The 18,799-nt window shown below is 35.4% G+C and carries 17 protein-coding genes; 14 read left to right on the top strand and 3 right to left on the bottom strand.

Annotation, left to right across the window (positions count from 1 at the left end; all coding sequences use genetic code 11):
* Position 1 precedes the first annotated feature (1 nt).
* The 6 genes from WCV66_RS01245 (at position 2) to WCV66_RS01220 (ending at position 4,624) form a co-directional block, all read left to right on the top strand.
* Positions 2 to 166 (top strand): hypothetical protein, encoded by a 165-nt coding sequence (locus tag WCV66_RS01245; RefSeq protein ID WP_157094304.1) that lies wholly within the window; start codon positions 2 to 4, stop codon positions 164 to 166.
* 317 nt (positions 167 to 483) lie between these two features.
* The gene (locus WCV66_RS01240; RefSeq protein ID WP_066327957.1) at positions 484 to 711 is read left to right on the top strand and encodes a hypothetical protein; all 228 of its coding nucleotides are present in this window, start codon (positions 484 to 486) and stop codon (positions 709 to 711) included.
* 1 nt (position 712) lies between these two features.
* On the top strand, positions 713 to 1,828 hold the full coding sequence (locus WCV66_RS01235; RefSeq protein ID WP_338787700.1) for an endospore germination permease: 1,116 nt from the start codon (positions 713 to 715) through the stop codon (positions 1,826 to 1,828).
* Positions 1,825 to 3,426 carry a spore germination protein gene (locus WCV66_RS01230; RefSeq protein WP_338787699.1) on the top strand — a complete coding sequence of 534 codons (1,602 nt, stop codon included), beginning with the start codon at positions 1,825 to 1,827 and terminating at the stop codon, positions 3,424 to 3,426. Before WCV66_RS01235 ends, WCV66_RS01230 begins: the two co-directional genes overlap by 4 nt.
* A complete protein-coding gene (locus WCV66_RS01225) occupies positions 3,423 to 3,998 on the top strand; it encodes a hypothetical protein (protein WP_338787698.1) in 576 nt (191 codons plus the stop codon). The genes WCV66_RS01230 and WCV66_RS01225 overlap by 4 nt, the downstream gene beginning before the upstream one ends.
* A complete protein-coding gene (locus WCV66_RS01220) occupies positions 3,920 to 4,624 on the top strand; it encodes a Ger(x)C family spore germination C-terminal domain-containing protein (RefSeq protein WP_338787697.1) in 705 nt (234 codons plus the stop codon). The genes WCV66_RS01225 and WCV66_RS01220 overlap by 79 nt, the downstream gene beginning before the upstream one ends.
* 97 nt (positions 4,625 to 4,721) lie before the next feature.
* Here the strand turns inward: WCV66_RS01220 and WCV66_RS01215 are convergent, their stop codons facing one another.
* Together WCV66_RS01215 and WCV66_RS01210 are read right to left on the bottom strand one after the other, a co-directional pair.
* Positions 4,722 to 5,585: a Cof-type HAD-IIB family hydrolase gene (locus WCV66_RS01215; RefSeq protein WP_338787696.1), complete on the bottom strand. Its 864-nt coding sequence runs from the start codon at positions 5,583 to 5,585 to the stop codon at positions 4,722 to 4,724.
* A 14-nt stretch (positions 5,586 to 5,599) separates the two neighbouring features.
* Complete coding sequence (locus WCV66_RS01210) at positions 5,600 to 6,367, bottom strand: DeoR/GlpR family DNA-binding transcription regulator (protein WP_338787695.1); 768 nt, start codon at positions 6,365 to 6,367, stop codon at positions 5,600 to 5,602.
* A gap of 229 nt (positions 6,368 to 6,596) precedes the next feature.
* Between WCV66_RS01210 and WCV66_RS01205 the strand changes: the two genes are divergently transcribed.
* Positions 6,597 to 8,549 (top strand): BglG family transcription antiterminator, encoded by a 1,953-nt coding sequence (locus WCV66_RS01205; protein ID WP_338787694.1) that lies wholly within the window; start codon positions 6,597 to 6,599, stop codon positions 8,547 to 8,549.
* A gap of 308 nt (positions 8,550 to 8,857) precedes the next feature.
* Here the strand turns inward: WCV66_RS01205 and WCV66_RS01200 are convergent, their stop codons facing one another.
* Positions 8,858 to 9,220 (bottom strand): winged helix-turn-helix transcriptional regulator, encoded by a 363-nt coding sequence (locus WCV66_RS01200; protein WP_066327978.1) that lies wholly within the window; start codon positions 9,218 to 9,220, stop codon positions 8,858 to 8,860.
* A gap of 198 nt (positions 9,221 to 9,418) precedes the next feature.
* Here WCV66_RS01200 and WCV66_RS01195 point away from each other — a divergent pair, with 198 nt between their 5' ends.
* The 7 genes from WCV66_RS01195 (at position 9,419) to WCV66_RS01165 (ending at position 18,634) form a co-directional block, all read left to right on the top strand.
* Positions 9,419 to 10,615: an MFS transporter gene (locus WCV66_RS01195; RefSeq protein WP_338787693.1), complete on the top strand. Its 1,197-nt coding sequence runs from the start codon at positions 9,419 to 9,421 to the stop codon at positions 10,613 to 10,615.
* Between the two features lie 97 nt (positions 10,616 to 10,712).
* Positions 10,713 to 11,555 (top strand): aldo/keto reductase, encoded by an 843-nt coding sequence (locus tag WCV66_RS01190; protein WP_338787692.1) that lies wholly within the window; start codon positions 10,713 to 10,715, stop codon positions 11,553 to 11,555.
* Between the two features lie 729 nt (positions 11,556 to 12,284).
* Positions 12,285 to 14,228, top strand: a complete 1,944-nt coding sequence (locus tag WCV66_RS01185) for a PTS fructose transporter subunit IIABC (RefSeq protein WP_338787691.1) — start codon at positions 12,285 to 12,287, stop codon at positions 14,226 to 14,228.
* A gap of 125 nt (positions 14,229 to 14,353) precedes the next feature.
* Positions 14,354 to 14,584, top strand: a complete 231-nt coding sequence (locus WCV66_RS01180) for an excisionase family DNA-binding protein (RefSeq protein WP_338787690.1) — start codon at positions 14,354 to 14,356, stop codon at positions 14,582 to 14,584.
* Between the two features lie 99 nt (positions 14,585 to 14,683).
* Entirely contained in the window at positions 14,684 to 15,646 is a 963-nt protein-coding gene (locus tag WCV66_RS01175; RefSeq protein WP_338787689.1) for an alpha/beta hydrolase, read from the top strand.
* 160 nt (positions 15,647 to 15,806) lie between these two features.
* Positions 15,807 to 16,814: a BMP family ABC transporter substrate-binding protein gene (locus tag WCV66_RS01170; protein WP_338787688.1), complete on the top strand. Its 1,008-nt coding sequence runs from the start codon at positions 15,807 to 15,809 to the stop codon at positions 16,812 to 16,814.
* A 20-nt stretch (positions 16,815 to 16,834) separates the two neighbouring features.
* Positions 16,835 to 18,634 (top strand): ATP-binding protein, encoded by a 1,800-nt coding sequence (locus tag WCV66_RS01165; protein WP_338789377.1) that lies wholly within the window; start codon positions 16,835 to 16,837, stop codon positions 18,632 to 18,634.
* Positions 18,635 to 18,799: the final 165 nt, after the last annotated feature.

Raw genomic sequence — 18,799 nt, 5'->3', positions numbered from 1 at the left:
TATGTCTAAGTTTTTGTTGATTTTCGTCATTTTTGTCATCATCTTTGCGTTTGAAATCCCAAGATTAGTTAGGAAAAAAGAAATAAAAGAATTAATTGTTTTTTCCTGTCTTGGGTTGATTGGGTTCATTTTAAGTATCATGTTGGTTATTCGATCGTTTATTTAAAAGGCTGTTTTCGCAAACTTTGTTGCTTTTAAAATAGTATTGGGTTGGTTGATTGGCACTCCAGGATGCTCGCTTTCCGTGGGGCGGGCGATGAGCCTCCTCAGCGCGAAGCGCCTGCGGGGTCTCATCTGTCCCGCTACTCCCACAGGAGTCTCGCATATCCGTTCCAATCAACCTAATCAGTTTTGTTCATAAACAACAATCTTTTAGAAAAGAGCCATTTAAAAAACTTTTTCGCAAACTTTGTTGCTTTTTAAGAAAAGACTGATCATCGATCAGTCTTGACGACGTGAAAATACGGTTGTAGGAAGGTTTCGATGAGAGTATTCATGTTTCTAATGATCCTGACAATTCTTACTGTCCTTGTAGCAAGAATCGATGCATTTATATATAAGAGTGATTTGATAACCGAAATACTCAAAATCCTTAGTTTAGCACCTGGTACAAATAAATGGATGGTGTTTGTTTTTTTATTCATTGGGTTTCTTTATACAATTGTAGCCGGAATTAAGGGAAAGCTTCAAAAGAATGGAATGAAATCCTAGTATGAGTAATCTTGTAGAGAAGATATCTCTTTGGCAGTTATACATCATTATTATATGCTTTCAAATTGGCAGTGCAGCCTTGGTTGGGATCGGTAATGATGCGAAGCAAGATGCTTGGATAGCTGTTATTCTAGCCACATTAATAGGGATATTTATTGTACTTTATTATGTATTTTTATTATCAAGGCTACCTGGGAAGAATATTTTCGAAATATATGTCTTTTGTTTTGGGAAATGGATTGGAAAGCTTATCACTCTTTTGTATGTAATCTACTTTTTTTATCTTTCAGCAAGAGTATTAAGAGATTTTTGTGAGCTACTGGTTTCAACAATTTTTGAGTTTACTCCAATCGAAGTTATCTGTATTACGATGATGCTTGTTATCATTTATATGCTCCAACATGGTTTGGAAGTGTTAGGACGTACAAGTGAAGTTTTCTTTCCATATGTTGTGACATTTATCGTTACAACAGGATTAGGCATATGGTTTTCAGGAGGCTTAGAATTTCATCATTTATTGCCAGTGCTTTCAAATGGACTTGGGCCTATATTTAAAGCAATATTTCCGCAATTGCTAACCTTTCCATTTGGTGAAGCTATTGCCTTTACAGTTATTATCGTTTATGTAGGGAAAACTAAGAAGGTTGGAAGGGTAAGTGCCGCAGCTGTTTTAACTAGTGGTTTATTGTTAACATACGGCTCTCTTGTTCAAATTGCAACGTTAGGAATAGATTTAAAAGAAAGAGCTAATTTTCCCTTACTAAGTGCTTCACGTGAAATATCCTTATTGAATTTTATAGAACGGGTGGATTTGATCATTGTTTTTTTCGTTATGTTTGGAATTATTGTAAAGGTAAGTATTTTCTTTTATGGTGGATTAAAAGGGCTTGAGCTTATTACGAAAAGACCTTATCGTACCATGACAATGCCGATGGGTACTATAATTGGGTTTCTCACAGTAGTTATTAGCAATAACTTTGTAGAGCATATAGAGGAAGGTCTCAAGTTTGTTCCCCTATATATGCATATTCCATTTCAGTTTGTTTTCCCTGCTATAGTGCTCCCTATTTTATTATGGAAAACGAAGAAGAAGCAGGAAAAGGAGTCTAGTCTATGAGTAAACTTTCTTATATGTTTCAGCGTAGAAAAAATAAAAAAAGTGGAGAAACAACTGAGAAAGAGATTTTTGACAAGGAAGGTATTCCAAAGGATTATGACCCTAAGCTAGAAATTAATTTAAAGAGTTTGCATGAGTTATTTTATCAAACATCTGATTATCAAAAAATTGATATTAAAATAGGTAGCAGGAACGGTTGTGTTTGCTATTTAGGTACGACACTGAATAAAAATGAGCTAAATTCACAAGTATTAGAACCTTTAAGAGGCGCATTTAAAGAGGCTAAAGAAAATGATAAAGATATTGAGAAAATTAGAGAAGCCTATTTTCCAGCAGTTGCATATGAGTATGCACAGACACTCCATCAGATTGTATGGCAGATGCTCAACGGCTTTGCAGTTATATTAGTAGATGAGCATATGAAGGCTTTGGGTTTGAACATTGGTGGAATGGATAAACGATCAATTTCTGAGCCAAGTACACAAACGATAATTCGGGGACCAAAGGATGGTTTTGTAGAAGATATTGATACAAATATCGGATTAGTTAGAAAAAGAATAAAGAATCCGCGGCTTGTGTTTGAAAATTTTCATGTTGGAATGGACTCACATACAAAGCTAGTAATTGGTTATATGAAGGGAATTGTTAATGAGGATATATTAGATGAAGTCAAACAAAGAGTTCAAAAAATAAAAACATCAGGTGTACTAGATACTGGGAATATTGAGGAGTTTATTACAGATGATAACTATACTTTTTTTCCTCTCATTTTCAATACTGAGCGCCCAGATAGTATTAGTGGGAATCTGTTAGAAGGTAAAATTGCAATTTTTCTTGATGGGACTCCTTTTGTATTGATCGTTCCCTCTGTTTTTACTGATTTTTTTCAGTCAACAGAGGACTATTACCAACCTTTTTTTATGACAAGCTTTATTCGAATCATTCGATATATTGCTTTTATGATTGCCTTAACATTTCCTTCGCTGTATGTGGCGATAACAACTTATCATCATGAACTTTTACCGACTCCGCTTTTAATTAGTGTTCAAGGTCAAAGGGAGGGTGTACCATTTCCAGCTGTTATTGAAATATTAATAATGGAGCTTACATTTGAAGTTTTGCGTGAAGCAGGGGTAAGGATGCCTAGAGCAGTTGGGCAAACGCTATCCATAGTTGGTGCACTTGTAATCGGACAAGCTGCGGTTGAAGCTGGATTAGTTTCCAATGTATTAGTTATTGTTGTATCATTCTCTGCTATCGCCAGCTTTGTTTCTCCAATATATAATTTTTCAATCGCTGCTCGCCTTATAAGGTTTATTTTAATATTTATGGCTGCTTCCTTAGGGTTATATGGAATTCTTATCTCTCTCATCATAATGGTTATTCATTTAGTGAGTTTACGAACATTTGGAGTCCCTTATTTAACACCTGTAGCTCCATTTAAGCTAAAGGACCAGAAAGACGTCTTTATAAGATTCCCTATTTGGTCAGATCGAAATAGACCTTCCTACTTAGTAACAGATGCTCCAGTAAAAGAGAAAGGATCGTCAGCACCTTCCCCACCTGATTCGAGTTCACGGGGGGAGAATTCAAAATGAACAAAAAAATGATTGGTTTTTTTGTGTTAATGTCCTTCCTATTAACAGGTTGTTGGGATAAAGAAGAGTTAAATGACGTATCAATTGTTACAGGAATTGCTGTTGATCCCGGCGAAGAAAAAAAGTATAGAATGACGGTTGAATTAGTTAATTCCCCAGAGTTTGGAAAACAAGGATCTCTAGGAAATACACCAGTTATTACCTATTCATTAGAGGGAAACTCTCTATCGGAATTATCTAATAAAATGAATGTTGGATTGACTCGTAAGCTAATTTATTCTCATACGCGAATTGTTTTTATCAATGAAGAAATTGCACGAGAGGGATTGTTTGGCTTTTTAGATTTTTTAGAGAGGAGCGGGCATTTCCGTAATGACTTTAATATCCTTATTACAAAGGGAAATCCTGCCTCTGATTTCACAAAAATCACATACCCTATTCAAAAAAGTCCATCTTTAAAACTCCATAAACAAATTAATACGTTTCTTGAGGAATGGGGAGGAGATCCCCGCGTGCGATTGATTGGGTCTATACCAAAGGCAAAAATCCAGTTGCGGCAACTGTTGTATTAAAGGGTGATGTAGAGAAGGGGAAAAATGTAGAGAATAATAAATCGTTAGATCCAGAGGCGCTTATCCTCATAGATGGGATTGCTATTTTTAAGGATGATAAAATGCTTGGGTCTATACCATTGAAGGAAACAAGAGATTATTTATGGACTCAAAAGTTAAAACATACGAGCTTAAGTATACCGTGTGGAGAAGGAGAAGAGGAGGAACAACTTTATTTCGATGTAAGGGTTTCTAGGTCTAATACTAAAATTAGCGTAAGTTACAAAAATAACAGTCCCAAACTTATGGTGAAGATTACAGGGGAAACAAAAATACAAGGATCGGAATGTACAAATGATCTAACGAAAATTGACGTTTTTATGGAATATGAGAAAAAAATTAATGAACTAGTAAAAAAAGATATTACGACTATGATCCAGAATATTCAAGAAGAATTCAGTGTAGACATCTTTGGATTTGGTGAAGCATTATATCGCCAAGACCCGCAAAAATTCAAAAAACAAGAAAGCAAGTGGGATGAAGTATTTTCAAAAGCTGAAGTTGAGGTTGAGGTTGATCTTCATTTATTACGATCAGGCATCAAAAATAAAAGTTTTATGACTGACCTAGAAAACTTGAAAGAATAATAATAGATAATTAAAGATAAAGCCAACCATCTTCGTCACGCTACCTTTAAGGTGTTACGCCGAGGTTTGGTTGGCTAAAATTATATGACTTATATTATCAGCATTCTATTAATTCGGATAGGAGGATCTTTGCAACACCATGCTCATCATTTGTCAAAGTAATTTCATCGCTAATTTCTTTAACTTCTAACCTTGCATTTCCCATCGCAATCCCTTTACCCGCTAGTGATAGCATGGAAACATCATTCATGCTATCACCGATTGCAATTGTTTTAGTAATAGGAATATCGAGCTTATCCGAAAGGCGTCTTAAGGCATTCCCTTTTGATGCTTCGCAGTGTTCAAGCTCAAAGTTATGATGTGCTGAGGATACGATTGTTAGTCCATCTATGTTTCCGTATTTTGCCCACCCAGTTTCTAACTTTTCCTCGAAGAACGAAAAAGCAAGGATGTTATAAATCTCTGCAGAAGCATTCTTTATATCTTTATAAGAATCAATAAAGCAAAAGCCGGTTTGACTAAATTGCTTCACTAAAGCTTCCTCTAAGCTTGAGCTATTAACTTCGGGATTTGCACTTTTCATTCGATCAATTTCTATTTGCAAAAGCTCTCTTCCATTCTGAGATGTGAAAATACACTCCTTACTAAAGACTTCATAATAGTAGCCATCTTCTTCTAAAGAACGCAAGATATCATGGGCTAGCTCTGGTTCGATTGGTTGCGAATAATAAAGTGAACCATCTGGGGCATGGATCGTAGCCCCATTAGCTCCTATAATCCACGTTTTTACCCCAGTGTTTTTAAAAAGAGCTTGCACGTCAAAATGAGCACGGCCAGTAGCGATAACAACCTCAATCCCAGCATTTTGAGCATTTTTAATTGCTTCAAGATTTTCAGTGCTTATTTGACTCTTACTATTTAAGAGAGTCCCATCTAAATCGATTGCAATCAATTTCGTCATATTATCGACCTCCATCATGTGATCTGAGATACAATCAGTAATTCTACTCCATGCTTCTCAAGAAGCTCTTGAAATTCTTCATCTATTTCCTGATCAGTGATAAATAAATCAATATCGTTTAAGGTTGCACAGCGAAAATAACCAGTAACACCAATCTTTGTATGATCTGCTAGGAGGATAACTTGATCTGCTTGCTGCATCATTTTTTGCATGACCATCCCATCCTCTTCATGGGCAACTGTTAAACCTTTTTCAGAAATACCAACACAACCAATGAATGTTTTGTCTACATGGTAATGTGAAAGTTTTTCAATGACAGAAGTTCCGTATAAATAACGATGTTCTTTATGGAATTCCCCACCAAGTAATTGAATATGAGCTTGTGAATTCTTCGCTAAAATATCAGCTTGATTTATGGAATTCGTGATAACTGTACATTCAATATCCTTTAAATGTTCTGCACATGCTTGAACGGTTGTTGATGTATCTAGAATAATGTAATCACCAGGCATTATTAGTGAGGCAGCCTTTTTTCCAATCCGTTTCTTTTCAGATGAGACTAAGCTTAAACGATTAGAGTAATCCTTAATCACATGCTGCCCTGAAGGAAGAATGGCTCCTCCTCGTGTTCGGATAATCGCTTTATCTTCCTCGAGCTTTACTAAATCTCTTCTTGCTGTATCTCTTGATACATCAAAAAGGCTACAGATTTCATCAACAGATATTCGTTTCGCTTTTTTTAAATAATCGATAATGGAGCGTAATCTTTCTTCTTGGAACATTAAACCAGCCCTCATTTAAGTGTTTTTAAGTATATATAAGTATTTATAATTAATTATAAGTGTTTTTTAGCTGTATTACAAGTTAAATAATGAATAATAAGCAATATGGCTGAATGACATATATATAAAGCAAATGAATTTCGTTTCTGTTTTTGTTAATAAGGAACTTCTTATGGTATAAATGGAGTAGATAAATGTAAGGCGTTACAACAAGAAATAGGTGAAAAGAATGAATGAAAGACAAAAGGAAATTTTAAGAATATTAGTAACTAAATCTGGAAAGCCACTATTTGTGCAGGATATCGCGGAACGCGTAGGTTATTCTGAGAAAACAATTCGAAATGATTTTAAAACAATTGAGATTTATTTGCGAGAAAACACAAGTGCAAAGTTGATTCGCAAGCCTGGTCTGGGTGTATATATCGATATAGATGATCTTGAAAAAGCTCAGCTTTTTCAAATGCTTCAGTTAACTAGCTCAATGACTAAAGATGAAGAGGATTCAACTCGACTTTTACATATTGCTTATGAACTCATTATGAGCAGAGAGCCAATTTCTGCGCAGGAACTTGCAGAAAAACATTATGTTAATAAATCTATTATAAAAAAGGATCTAGAAAAACTTGAGAAATGGTTAACTCAAAAAGAATTATCCTTACAATCAAAACAAAAAATTGGCCTAAGCATAGAGGGTTCTGAAACAAATAAAAGAAGGGCTTTAGCAAACTTGTCTGATTTAAACAAGGAATCAGCAACAGGGTTGGTATTTTTACTAAACAAGTTTTCACAACATGAAATTAAAATAATCCAAAGAGAATTACTAGACTTTCAACGGTTCCATTCATTATTTTTCACTGATGAAACAAATGACAGACTTTTAACTCATATACTTCTAATGATCAGAAGAATGAAATTAGGGCAACCTATTTCTCTCGCTAATGAAGATATGAACATCGTAATGGATAAGTTGGAATTTCAATGGGCACATACATTTCTAAAGAAGCTTGAAATTATGTTCGTTGTGCACTTTTCGGAGGAGGAAATTGCTTATTTTACATTGCATTTACTAGGTGGGAGGTTTCGAATACAGCATAACCAAGAAATTAATGAGCTCTATGAAAATCCCCAAATGAATGCTCAACTTTCGGCTATTATTAAAGAACTCATATCAAATATGACTGAACTAACTAAGGTTGACTTTAAGAATGACAACTCGTTAAAAGAAGGTCTGCATATCCATTTATACTCAGCCTTAAATCGCTTAACGTACGGTCTTACAGTCTCTAACCCAATGCTTAATGAAATCAAAAGGATGTACCCATATGTATTTGATTCGGTCATCCATGTATTAGAGGAAATCAATCATTCGTTTTCAATTGCAATTCCAGAGGAAGAAGCTGCATATTTAACGATTCACTTTCAGGCTTCAATTGAAAGGCTTCGTCAAACTATAGGAAATGACCAAAATGTGATCATCGTTTGTCATATGGGCATTGGAATGTCGCAATTATTAAATGCGAAGATAGAGAAGAAAATTCAATCTGTAAACATAATTGGTTGTATTGCAAAAGCTGATTTACGAGACTATTTAATTGACCATGAGGTAGATCTGATTATTTCAACGATTGATCTACCCGATGTCATAATTCCTCATATTGTCATATCACCTTTATTAGAAGGGGCAGAAGAAAATAGGCTTAAAGCATTTATTGCACAACAAACGTCATCAACTGAAGAAAATCAACATCATAGTATGTTAAATCAGTTTATCGAAACTTCCACACTTTTTCTAAATCAAGTCAGTGATCATCGCTTTAAAATTATAGAAAAACTGGCAAACGCATTATATGAAGCAGGATTTGTAGAAAATGAGTATGGTCATAGTGCTATCATTAGGGAAAGGATGTCAGCAACAACGATTGGATCAGGCATAGCCATTCCACATGGTAACCCAAAGCTAATTAGAAAGCCTGCTATCGCAGTAGCAACCTTAAAGCATCCAATAGAATGGGAAACAGAAAAGGTTTCACTAGTCTTTATGCTAGCAGTTCCCAATCAAGACCAACAAGCTACAAAGCAACTATTTCGGGAATTATCGTCAATTAGTGAACAGCCTAGGTTAATAAAGAAATTAACTGAAGCAATGTCGATCGATCAATTTTTATCGCTGTTAAATAAGTGAAAGAGAACGAGAAAAACCTGTTAAATGATCGTCAATTTAACAGGTTTTTTATAAAAGGCTGTTTTCGCAAACTTTGTTGCTTTTAAAATAGTATTGGGTTGGTTGATTGCAGCGAGAGGATGCTCGCTTTCCGTGGGGCGGGCGATGAGCCTCCTCAGCGCGAAGCGCCTGCGGGGTCTCATCTGTCCCACTACTCCCACAGGAGTCTCGCACTTTCCGCACCAATCAACCTAATCAGTTTTATTCAGAAACAACAATCTTTTAGAAAAGGGCCTTATAAAAAGAGTTAATGAAATTCATTTCAGCAGTTAATTATTTAAAATACTTTCTTCTAGGACAGAATATTTATCTCCGTAAACTTTTGTGATATGTTTTTCTCCCCAATCACATAGGGATGACAAGATACTTTCTAAACTCTTTCCATAATCACTTAGTTCATATTCAACTTTTGGCGGGATTTGATTGTAAACAATGCGATTAATAACCCCATCTTGCTCTAATTCACGTAATTGTTGAGTTAGCATTTTCTGTGTAATCGTTGGCATAAGACGTTTTAATTCACTTGTACGTTTTTTCCCATGTGTGAGATGGCAAAGAATGACGCATTTCCACTTGCCGCCAATTACTTCTAGCGTTGCTTCGACTGATATATTGTATTTCTTTTTCTCCATATAACCCCTCCTAAATATAGGTACTAAAAAGTACCTATATAACTTTTAGGTGCCTTCAGCACAAAAAAGTGCGTACTTTCCAATTGAGTTTCCATAATTCATAATAACATTTGCAAGCCGATAGCAACTATTTATTTTATTCATTTTATCGTTTGTTTCTATTATTAGTAATTTAAACGAAAAATAGGAGGAGAAATTATGTCGATAGATAAAAAGCGTAGTACTCTGGCATTGCTTGCATTAGCAGTAAGTGCATTTGCCATTGGGACGACAGAATTTATTAGTGTAGGATTACTACCACTAATAGCTGAAGATTTAAATATTCCTGTGACCACTGCAGGGTTAACTGTTTCTTTATATGCGTTAGGAGTGACCTTCGGAGCACCTATCTTAACATCTTTAACATCAAGCATGTCGCGTAAATCCTTATTGCTTTGGATTATGGTGATTTTTATTATAGGTAACAGTTTAGCTGCTAGTGCAACAAGTATTGGTGTCTTACTAGTAGCTCGGATCATTTCGGCCTTGTCACATGGTGTGTTTATGTCCATTGGCTCGACAATTGCAGCAGATTTAGTACCAGAGAATCGAAGAGCTAGTGCTATTTCAATTATGTTTACAGGACTTACAGTTGCAACGGTTACAGGAGTTCCATTTGGAACATATATCGGGCAACAATTCGGCTGGAGATTTGCCTTTTTCGCGATTATTGTCATTGGTATTATTGCGTTTATTGCCAACAGCATTCTTATTCCATCTGATTTACGAAAAGGACTTCCGACAAGCATTCGAGACCAAGTCAAACTTGTGACAAACGGTCGTTTATTACTACTATTTATTATTACTGCATTAGGTTATGGCGGAACATTCGTTGTATTTACGTATTTATCGCCATTATTACAAGAGATTACTGGCTTTAAGAGTGAAACAGTTGCGATTATTTTGCTAGTTTACGGAATTGCAATAGCAATCGGGAATATGATTGGTGGAAAGTTATCTAACCGAAATCCACTTGGTTCATTGTTTTATATGTTTATTGTCCAAGCTATTGTTCTTGTTATTTTGATGTTCACAGCACCATTTAAATTAGCTGGTCTTATTACGATACTTTTAATGGGGTTACTAGCTTTCATGAATGTACCAGGATTACAAGTATATGTTGTGATCCTAGCAGAACGTTTTGTACCGAGTGCGGTTGATGTGGCCTCTGCAATTAATATTGCTGCATTTAATGCAGGCATTGCAATCGGCTCATATCTGGGTGGATTGATTACAGATTCTATTGGACTCATTCATACTTCATGGATCGGTGCGATGATGGTTTTAATAGCCGCAATTCTAACTGGCTTTAGTCTAGCACTTGAACGAAAGGATCAGGTAAGTAAGGCGGCGTAGGAATTTGTGGGAAATGTATTTTTTTAAAAGGAGGTAATTCTTCTTTAGTTAGAAAATATTTTGAAAAAACGTAGCTAAAATAGGAGGTTTATATAGAATGGTTAATCATTTACAAGATACAACATCTTTGCATAACGGGGTAAAAATGCCTTGGTTTGGTATAGGGGTATTTAAAGTAGAGGAAGGCCCTGAGTTAGTAAATGCTGTGAAAACAGCGATTAAACATGGCTATCGAAGTATTGATACAGCAGCGATCTATGAGAATGAAGAAGGTGTAGGACAAGCTGTTCAAGAAGTTTTGAAAGAAACGGGCATTGCTAGAGAAGAATTATTTATTACATCAAAAGTCTGGAATGCAGATTTAGGATACGAATCTACAATTGCAGCTTTTGAAACTAGTTTAAGAAAACTTGGTTTGGATTACTTAGATCTATATCTCATTCATTGGCCTGTAGAAGGTAAGTATAAAGAGGCATGGAGAGCGTTAGAAACTCTTTATAATGAAGGGAAAGTAAAAGCTATTGGAGTAAGTAACTTCCAGGTACACCATCTTGAAGAATTAATCAAAGATGCTAAAGTAAAACCAATGGTAAATCAAGTTGAGTACCATCCACGTTTGACACAAAAGGAACTACAAGCATTTTGTCAAAAGCATGGAATCCAGTTCGGGGCTTGGTCACCTTTAATGCAAGGTCAATTACTAGATAATCAAGAACTACAAGAAATTGCCGATAAATATAAAAAATCGATTGCTCAAGTTATCTTGCGCTGGGACTTACAAAATTGTGTTGTCACGATACCTAAGTCAACTAAAAGCAATCGAATTGTTGAAAATGCGAATGTATTTGATTTTGAGCTATCAATAGAAGATATGAAACGCATTGATAGTCTAAATCAAAATGTAAGAGTTGGCCCGGATCCAGACAATTTTGACTTTTGATTTAGTGAAGGTTGAAAAATGGTAGCATATAGTAGCAAGGTTTAGCACCGTTCGAAATTTGAACGGTGCTTTTTTTAGTCCGAGATTAAAAAGATTGTCTAAATGTCATTAAAAGAGGTTTATAAATAGGGTTGGTTCAAAAGCATGGTGAAGTGGTTCAATAACCGTATAAAGTGATTCAATCCAAGAGCGAACCGGTTCAAAAAAATAGAAAAGTGGTTCAACTGTCAACAAATAGAGGTTGAAAGTAGGGGTTAGGTTCAAAAGCATGGTGAAGTGGTTCAATAACCGTATAAAGTGATTCAATCCAAGAGCGAACCGGTTCAAAAAATAGAAAAGTGGTTCAAAAGTCAACAAATAGAGGTTGAAAGTAGGGGTTAGGTTCAAAAGCATGGTGAAGTGGTTCAATAACCGTATGAAGTGATTCAATCCAAGAGCGAACCGGTTCAAAAAAATAGAAAAGTGGTTCAACTGTCAACAAATAGAGGTTAAATGAGTTCAGTTTCAAAAGCATGATGAAGTGATTCAAAGTAATTCAATCGTGCGGAGAACGTTTTAAATTAAATGAAAATTTGAGAATAAAGTTTCCATAAAAAAGAAACCTAACCAATAAGGTGAAATGTTAAATTCTCATTTTCCGTAGCTGCGGTAAAAATCTTATCTTTTTTTGTCGAATTCATGAAGTATAGTATATGTAAGCGATTCATAAACACATAAGGAGGTTATTTCATGAAGCTATTAGCGATTACATCATGCCCGAACGGGATTGCACATACGTATATGGCTGCTGAAAATTTACAAAAAGCAGCAGATAAAATAGGTGTTTCAATGAAAGTTGAAACTCAAGGTTCCATTGGAGTAGAAAATGAATTTACCGAAAAGGATATTATTGAAGCTGATGGAATTATTATTGCCGCTGATAAAACTGTTAATAAAGATCGTTTTGTAGGGAAAAAGGTATTAGTTGTCGGGGTTCAAGACGGAATTCGTAAACCTGATGAGCTCATCAAAAAGCATATGAATGGTGAAGTTCCAGTTCTTCAAGGTGGATCAAATAAAGCTAGTGATGAAAATAGCTCAAAGAAGGATAAACAAAATCCAATTTACCGGCACTTAATGAATGGAGTATCTTATATGATCCCATTTATCGTAATTGGTGGATTATTAATTGCCGTTGCCTTAACACTTGGTGGAGAAAAAACTCCTGGTGGCCTAGTGATTCCAGATGATTCTTTCTGGAAAACAATTGAAAAGCTAGGTGCAGCATCATTTACATTCATGATTCCAATCTTATCTGGTTTTATTGCCTATAGTATAGCCGATAGACCAGGACTTGCACCAGGTATGATCGGTGGTTATATTGCAGCCAATGGCAGTTTTTATGGAAGTGAAGCAGGTGCAGGTTTTATTGGGGGGATCATAGCTGGTTTCCTTGCAGGGTATGTTGCTTTAGCTATTAAGAAGATGAAGGTTCCTAGAGCTATTCAACCAATCATGCCAATCATTATTATTCCCGTTATAGCTTCATTAATTGTAGGTTTAGCATTCGTATTTATTATTGGTGCACCAGTTGCACAAGTGTTTGAATCATTAACAGCTTGGTTGGCAGGTATGCAAGGCTCAAGCTCAATTCTTTTAGCTCTTATTCTAGGTGCCATGGTTTCCTTTGATATGGGGGGACCCGTAAATAAAGTTGCTTTCCTTTTCGGATCGGCAATGATTGGTGAAGGAAATTATGAAATCATGGGTCCAATTGCAGCTGCGATCTGTATCCCACCAATTGGAATGGGACTTGCAACATTTTTAAACAAAAAGAAATTTCAACCTTCTGAAAGGGAAGCTGGTAAAGCATCCTTTACGATGGGATTATTCGGAATAACAGAGGGTGCGATCCCATTCGCTGCCCAGGATCCACTTCGAGTTATTCCAAGTATTATGGCAGGTTCTATGGTAGGTTCTGTTATTGCAATGATGGGGAATGTTGGAGACCGTGTAGCACATGGAGGTCCAATTGTTGCTGTACTTGGTGCAGTAGATAATGTGTTAATGTTCTTTGTAGCCATTGCCGCTGGAGCGTTTGTTGCAGCTATTATTGTTAACTTCTTAAAGAAAGATGTCGCTTTGATGGAGGCCTCAACAGGAGCGGAGATAGTATCTACTGAGGAAAAGTTTGAGCAACAACGAGAAAAGGACAGAGAGGTAGTAGTTGAAGAGGTCAAAAAGTTAACTGATATTACGAGCCTCGACCTTATTAATACGAAATTAAAAGGAAATACACGTGACGAGATCATTGATGAAATGATTGCAAAGCTAGATAGTGAAGGTGCATTAACTTCAAGAGAAGAATTCAAACAAGCAATCCTTAATCGTGAAAATGAAAGTTCAACTGGAATTGGAATGAACATCGCGATCCCTCATGGGAAATCAGATGCAGTTACAAAGCCAAGAGTTGTATTTGGAATTAAAGAAGATGGTGTAGACTGGAAAAGTCTTGATGGTACAGAGGCAAAACTAATTTTCATGATTGCTGTACCGAAAACCGGTCAAGGTGATGCACACTTGAAAATTCTGCAAATGCTCTCACGTAAGTTAATGGATGATACTTTTAGAGATCAATTGTTAGCAGCTCAATCAGAAAAAGAAGCATTTGAACTTCTTGGTGAAATAGAATAAACGAGAAAAATATTTACTTTTTAAGCCTTTCCTTATAATCTTTTTAGGGAAGGCTTTTGTTTGTGCATTGTAATATTTCAAGGTGTTTCAAAATATACTTCAGTATTTCTAAAGGAATGATAAAAATGTATTTAACGATTAAAGAGACAGCTGATTACTTGTCTTTACCAGAGGAACTTGTAAAAAGCTTAGTTCTCCAAAAGAAAATTAGATCCCTATATGATGGTGAAGAATACTTAATTTATAAAAATCAGTTTCAATCACACTTAGAACAAGTTGAGAAATATAAAATGTTATATGATGAATATCTGAAAGAGCCAATACCAGAGGATATAGATGTCAAAGATGAGGATTAATTAGAAACTTGTAAAGAAAAATTTACAAAAAAAGTCTATAACTTTCTAAGGATTAATGTTATCATTATTGATAATGAAAACAAAAGGAGATTGTCACTTATGAACTCTATAATAGAAGAATTAGTTAGTATCAAAAGTGATGTAATATTAAAAGGAACACTGGCATTGCCGAACACTGATCTTGATCAGTATCCAGCTATTGTCATCATTAACGGTTCAGGTAGTGCAGACAGAGATGGGAATATGAAAAAGCCGGCACTTGTTACAAATTTATATAAGGAACTTGCCCACTTTTTAACGAATTTGGGCTTTATCACACTTCGTTATGATAAGAGGTCTGTTGGAGAAAGTGAAGGCGATCCGATCAGAAGTGGAATGCTGGACCTTGCTAATGACGTAAATAGTACAATTTCGTTTTTAAAGCAGCATAGTAAAGTTAATAGTGAAAAGATCATTTTGCTTGGACACAGTGAAGGATGTATTCTAGCCACAAAGGTAAATGAAACAACACCTGTTGCAGGATTAGTTCTGATTGGTGGAGCAGCAACCAATTTAAAAGAGCCAATGATGTATCAAAATCGTCAAACACTTGAGGAAATTAAACGACTAAAAGGGATTAAAGGCAAGCTGTTAAGGTTTCTTGTAAAAGAATATAAAATAGTAAAGCAGTCAGAAGAACTTTTTATTAAAATGGAAGGCTCTGAAGGTGATACGATTAGGTTTAAGCTGAAAAAAATGCCTGCCAAATGGTTTAGAGAGCACTTTTTATATCGTTTAGAAAACGTTCTTGACGCTTTAAGACAGGCAAATTGTCCAATATTGGCTATAACAGGTGACAAGGATGTCCAAGCGAATTCAGAGGATTTAAAGCGAGTGGATGATCTTGGAAAGCTAGATGCAAAGACAGTCGTAATAAAGAACATGGATCATATGCTTAAAGAGTATAAGGGTGAAAAAACGATATTAAATCTAATGAAGCAATACAAGAAAGAGGCAACAGCTCCAATTCACATACAGTTGAAAGCTGAACTAAGAGATTGGTTAATAGAACAATATTTATGAGGGTCAGTCTCTTCAGCGAACTCAATGCTGGAGACTGACCCTTAGTTTTGTGAAGGTTTTGTCGAATTGTGTAGATATTATTAGATATTTGTAGATTGATTGTGTTTGGTTCGTTATAATGTTTGAAGGAGAATAGTACTATAGTTAGGGGAGAAAAAAGTTGCAACAATCCAAACAACTAAGAATAATAGGGTTTATCACCTTGATTGTTGTTATTGTAATAGTAGGAACAATTATCCTTCAAACAAAAGGGATTATGTTGGAGGCCGAAACTAGCTCTGGCAATAGATTAGAAAAAACAAAGGTAACAATTATTACCTCAGATATCGTTGCAGATCAAAGTTGGGGTAGTTTAGCATATAAAGGGCAATTAAAGATAGAGGAACAGTATCCAGTTGATGTTAAGCTTTATAGTGAGATAGAAACAGATAAATTGATGAGTGAAACAATAACTGCTGCAATTAACGAAGGATCAAAACTAATAATAGGACATGGTCGGGAGTTTTCTGATGTTTTTACTGCAACAGCACTAAGTCATCCAGATGTTCAATTTGTTACAATTCATGGGTCATCTAAATATCCTAATCAAACCGTTTATACGTTTGATCAAGGTGAAATTGAATACTTTGCAGCACTAGCTGCTGCTCTAAAAACTAAAACCAATAAGGTTGGGGTACTTTATCCATTTGAACCAAAGGAAAACATTTCTGAATTTGAGAGAGGTTTAGCCTATTATTCTCCTAATTCAAAATCGTACTATAAAGCGGTTGGAAGTAGAGATGATGGTGTCAAGGCAACTCAACTTATGAAGGAGTTAATTGCACAGGGTGTAGATGTTATTTATAGTAAAGGTAATTCATACAACCGAGATGTCATAGATTTGGCAAAAAAAGAGAATGTGTATGTCATTGGTTACCTTGATGATCAATCATATATGGGGAAAGAACAAGTTTTAACAAGTGTGATGAATGATGTTTCACAAGCATATGTGGCCGTAATGGAAGATTATTTTAGCGGTTCTGGTATGCCATCAGGAAAAGTAATTCTAAATGAGAGCCACGGAGTATATAGCTTGGCTCCTTTTGGGCCAATGTTTTCTGCACAAGATATAAAGTATATTGAAGCTGAAATGAAGAGATATAGTAGTGGGGAACTAACGTTTCCTTAGAAGGAGGTAAGGAAATTGTGATGAAAAAAATAATAAGAGATATGTCTTTTCGTAGCAAAATTCTCACAATTCTCCTTATATTTACTTTAATTTTTAGCGGATTTTCTCTTATTCTAGTCCAGTCAATTGAGGATATAACTCAAGTAAGTAATAAGATTAAGGGGACAAACATTCCAGAGCTTTTTTGGCTTTCTCAGATAGAAGAGGAGTTAGATGTAAAGGAATATATTGTTGAAAGTGTTATTGACAATGATATGTGCTGTAACTTGGTAGAGGATTATCAGAATTATGATGCACAAAGTTCTGAAGAGTTAGAAGAGAATTCATTACCAAAATCCCTTGATAACTTTAATAAAAGAGTGGACTTACTTGATTTTGTAATTGTTAACAATGTTCAAGGACTTCTTAACTACAATGATAAAAAGGGAGCAGAAGAGTATATTAAATTTAATTTCCTCCCACAGCTCACTAAGCTACAGCAAGAGATACAAGCAGCAAAAGAAGCATCTTATTCAAAATTAAATGGGCATTCTAATACGTTTACCGATATAATTAAGGGTTCACTATGGCTATTGATGTTTGTAACTACTTTAGCGATAGGGTTATCGATTTTAGTCTCGTATCGGATTAGTGCTAGCTTAACAAATCCAATTGAAACAATGATAGGTAAAGTAGATCGTATTGCTAATGGGCAATATGGGTTAACACTTCACTCAACGAATCAGTTAGAGCTTCAGCATTTAACACTTTCGATTAATCAAATGTCCAGACGACTTAAAGAATCATTTAACACAATAATGAATGATAAAATTTATCGAGAGCAAATATTAAATTCATTGCCAGTAGGTATTATTACGATCAATGATAAAACCTCAGAAATTTCATTGAATACATCAGCAATCAAACTGCTTAATAAGAATAAAGAACAGGTAAAAGAGCTTGTTTCTATTCAAGGTGATGAAGTCAATGAAGAGTTTTGGCGGATTTTGTCATCGAAGAAGGCTTGTAAGCATACTAAGGTTCCATTTAGCACACAAGGCGGTCAAAGATTTTTATTAGTCTCTAAAACAGAGCTATTAAATCAGCATCACTGCGTCATTGGTTGGATAATGAATTTTATTGATATAACGGAAACAGACGAATTAGAAAAAAGAATACATCAGTCGGAAAAGTTGGCTGTTGTAGGAGAAATGGCTGCTGGTGCAGCACATGAAATTCGTAATCCGTTAGCGGTTGTACATGGTTTCTTATCATTAATGAATCAGTCATTTTCAGTACAACATAGAAATCAATATCATATGCCGCTCATCATGAAGGAAATAGAACGAATCAATGTGATTATTGAAGAAATGCTACTGCTTTCAAAACCTGGAGCACCGATTAAGAAGGAAACGTATCTTGAAGATATTTTAGCTGAGTTTTTGCCGCTTATTATTCAGTCCTCAGAGGAGATTGAATTTAACATAAAATTGGAACGTACACCGTTGTATTTAGATGCAAAACAGATAAAACAGGTATTCCATAATCTGATTCGAAACAGCATTGAAGCAATGGGCGGAAAAGGAGTAATCGACATTTATTCACAGGTGACTGAAAAGGACTATCAGGTCTTTTTAAAGGATTGTGGTTCAGGGATTTCTCCTTCGATGTTGAAAACGATCTACGATCCTTTCTCAAGTTCTAAGGAAAGCGGTACAGGATTAGGGTTAATGATTGTAAAACGAATTGTTGAAAACCACCAAGGAAGTATTGATTTGTTTGAAACATCTGACTTGGGCACAACCTTTCTAATTCACTTACCGTTACCTAAAAAAGAGTAAAAAAAGCAGATTCCACTTATATCTAGTAGGGAATCTGCTTTTTTATCGTTAGAAATTTTAAAATTCTTGTACTGTGGATAAGCGCACTACATCCAGCTCCAGCGCCTAGCCCCTCTAGGGTCTAGCTAATTTAGAATTGAAGGCAAAGAACGCCTTCTATTCTAA

Source organism: Metabacillus rhizosphaerae (assembly GCF_037201795.1).
Lineage (GTDB): Bacteria > Bacillota > Bacilli > Bacillales > Bacillaceae > Metabacillus > Metabacillus rhizosphaerae.
The sequence above is the reverse complement of the archived record's forward strand: the minus strand, read 5'-3'. Positions and strand labels throughout refer to the sequence as shown.

Coding starts and splice junctions, on each gene's coding strand:
- WCV66_RS01180 (WP_338787690.1), top strand. CDS start 14,354: ATGTATTTAACGATTAAAGAGACAGCTGATTACTTGTCTTTACCAGAG.
- WCV66_RS01195 (WP_338787693.1), top strand. CDS start 9,419: ATGTCGATAGATAAAAAGCGTAGTACTCTGGCATTGCTTGCATTAGCA.
- WCV66_RS01205 (WP_338787694.1), top strand. CDS start 6,597: ATGAATGAAAGACAAAAGGAAATTTTAAGAATATTAGTAACTAAATCT.
- WCV66_RS01235 (WP_338787700.1), top strand. CDS start 713: ATGAGTAATCTTGTAGAGAAGATATCTCTTTGGCAGTTATACATCATT.
- WCV66_RS01245 (WP_157094304.1), top strand. CDS start 2: ATGTCTAAGTTTTTGTTGATTTTCGTCATTTTTGTCATCATCTTTGCG.
- WCV66_RS01220 (WP_338787697.1), top strand. CDS start 3,920: ATGGGGAGGAGATCCCCGCGTGCGATTGATTGGGTCTATACCAAAGGC.
- WCV66_RS01215 (WP_338787696.1), bottom strand. CDS start 5,585: ATGACGAAATTGATTGCAATCGATTTAGATGGGACTCTCTTAAATAGT.
- WCV66_RS01240 (WP_066327957.1), top strand. CDS start 484: ATGAGAGTATTCATGTTTCTAATGATCCTGACAATTCTTACTGTCCTT.
- WCV66_RS01185 (WP_338787691.1), top strand. CDS start 12,285: ATGAAGCTATTAGCGATTACATCATGCCCGAACGGGATTGCACATACG.
- WCV66_RS01200 (WP_066327978.1), bottom strand. CDS start 9,220: ATGGAGAAAAAGAAATACAATATATCAGTCGAAGCAACGCTAGAAGTA.
- WCV66_RS01230 (WP_338787699.1), top strand. CDS start 1,825: ATGAGTAAACTTTCTTATATGTTTCAGCGTAGAAAAAATAAAAAAAGT.
- WCV66_RS01190 (WP_338787692.1), top strand. CDS start 10,713: ATGGTTAATCATTTACAAGATACAACATCTTTGCATAACGGGGTAAAA.
- WCV66_RS01210 (WP_338787695.1), bottom strand. CDS start 6,367: ATGTTCCAAGAAGAAAGATTACGCTCCATTATCGATTATTTAAAAAAA.
- WCV66_RS01225 (WP_338787698.1), top strand. CDS start 3,423: ATGAACAAAAAAATGATTGGTTTTTTTGTGTTAATGTCCTTCCTATTA.
- WCV66_RS01165 (WP_338789377.1), top strand. CDS start 16,835: ATGAAAAAAATAATAAGAGATATGTCTTTTCGTAGCAAAATTCTCACA.
- WCV66_RS01175 (WP_338787689.1), top strand. CDS start 14,684: ATGAACTCTATAATAGAAGAATTAGTTAGTATCAAAAGTGATGTAATA.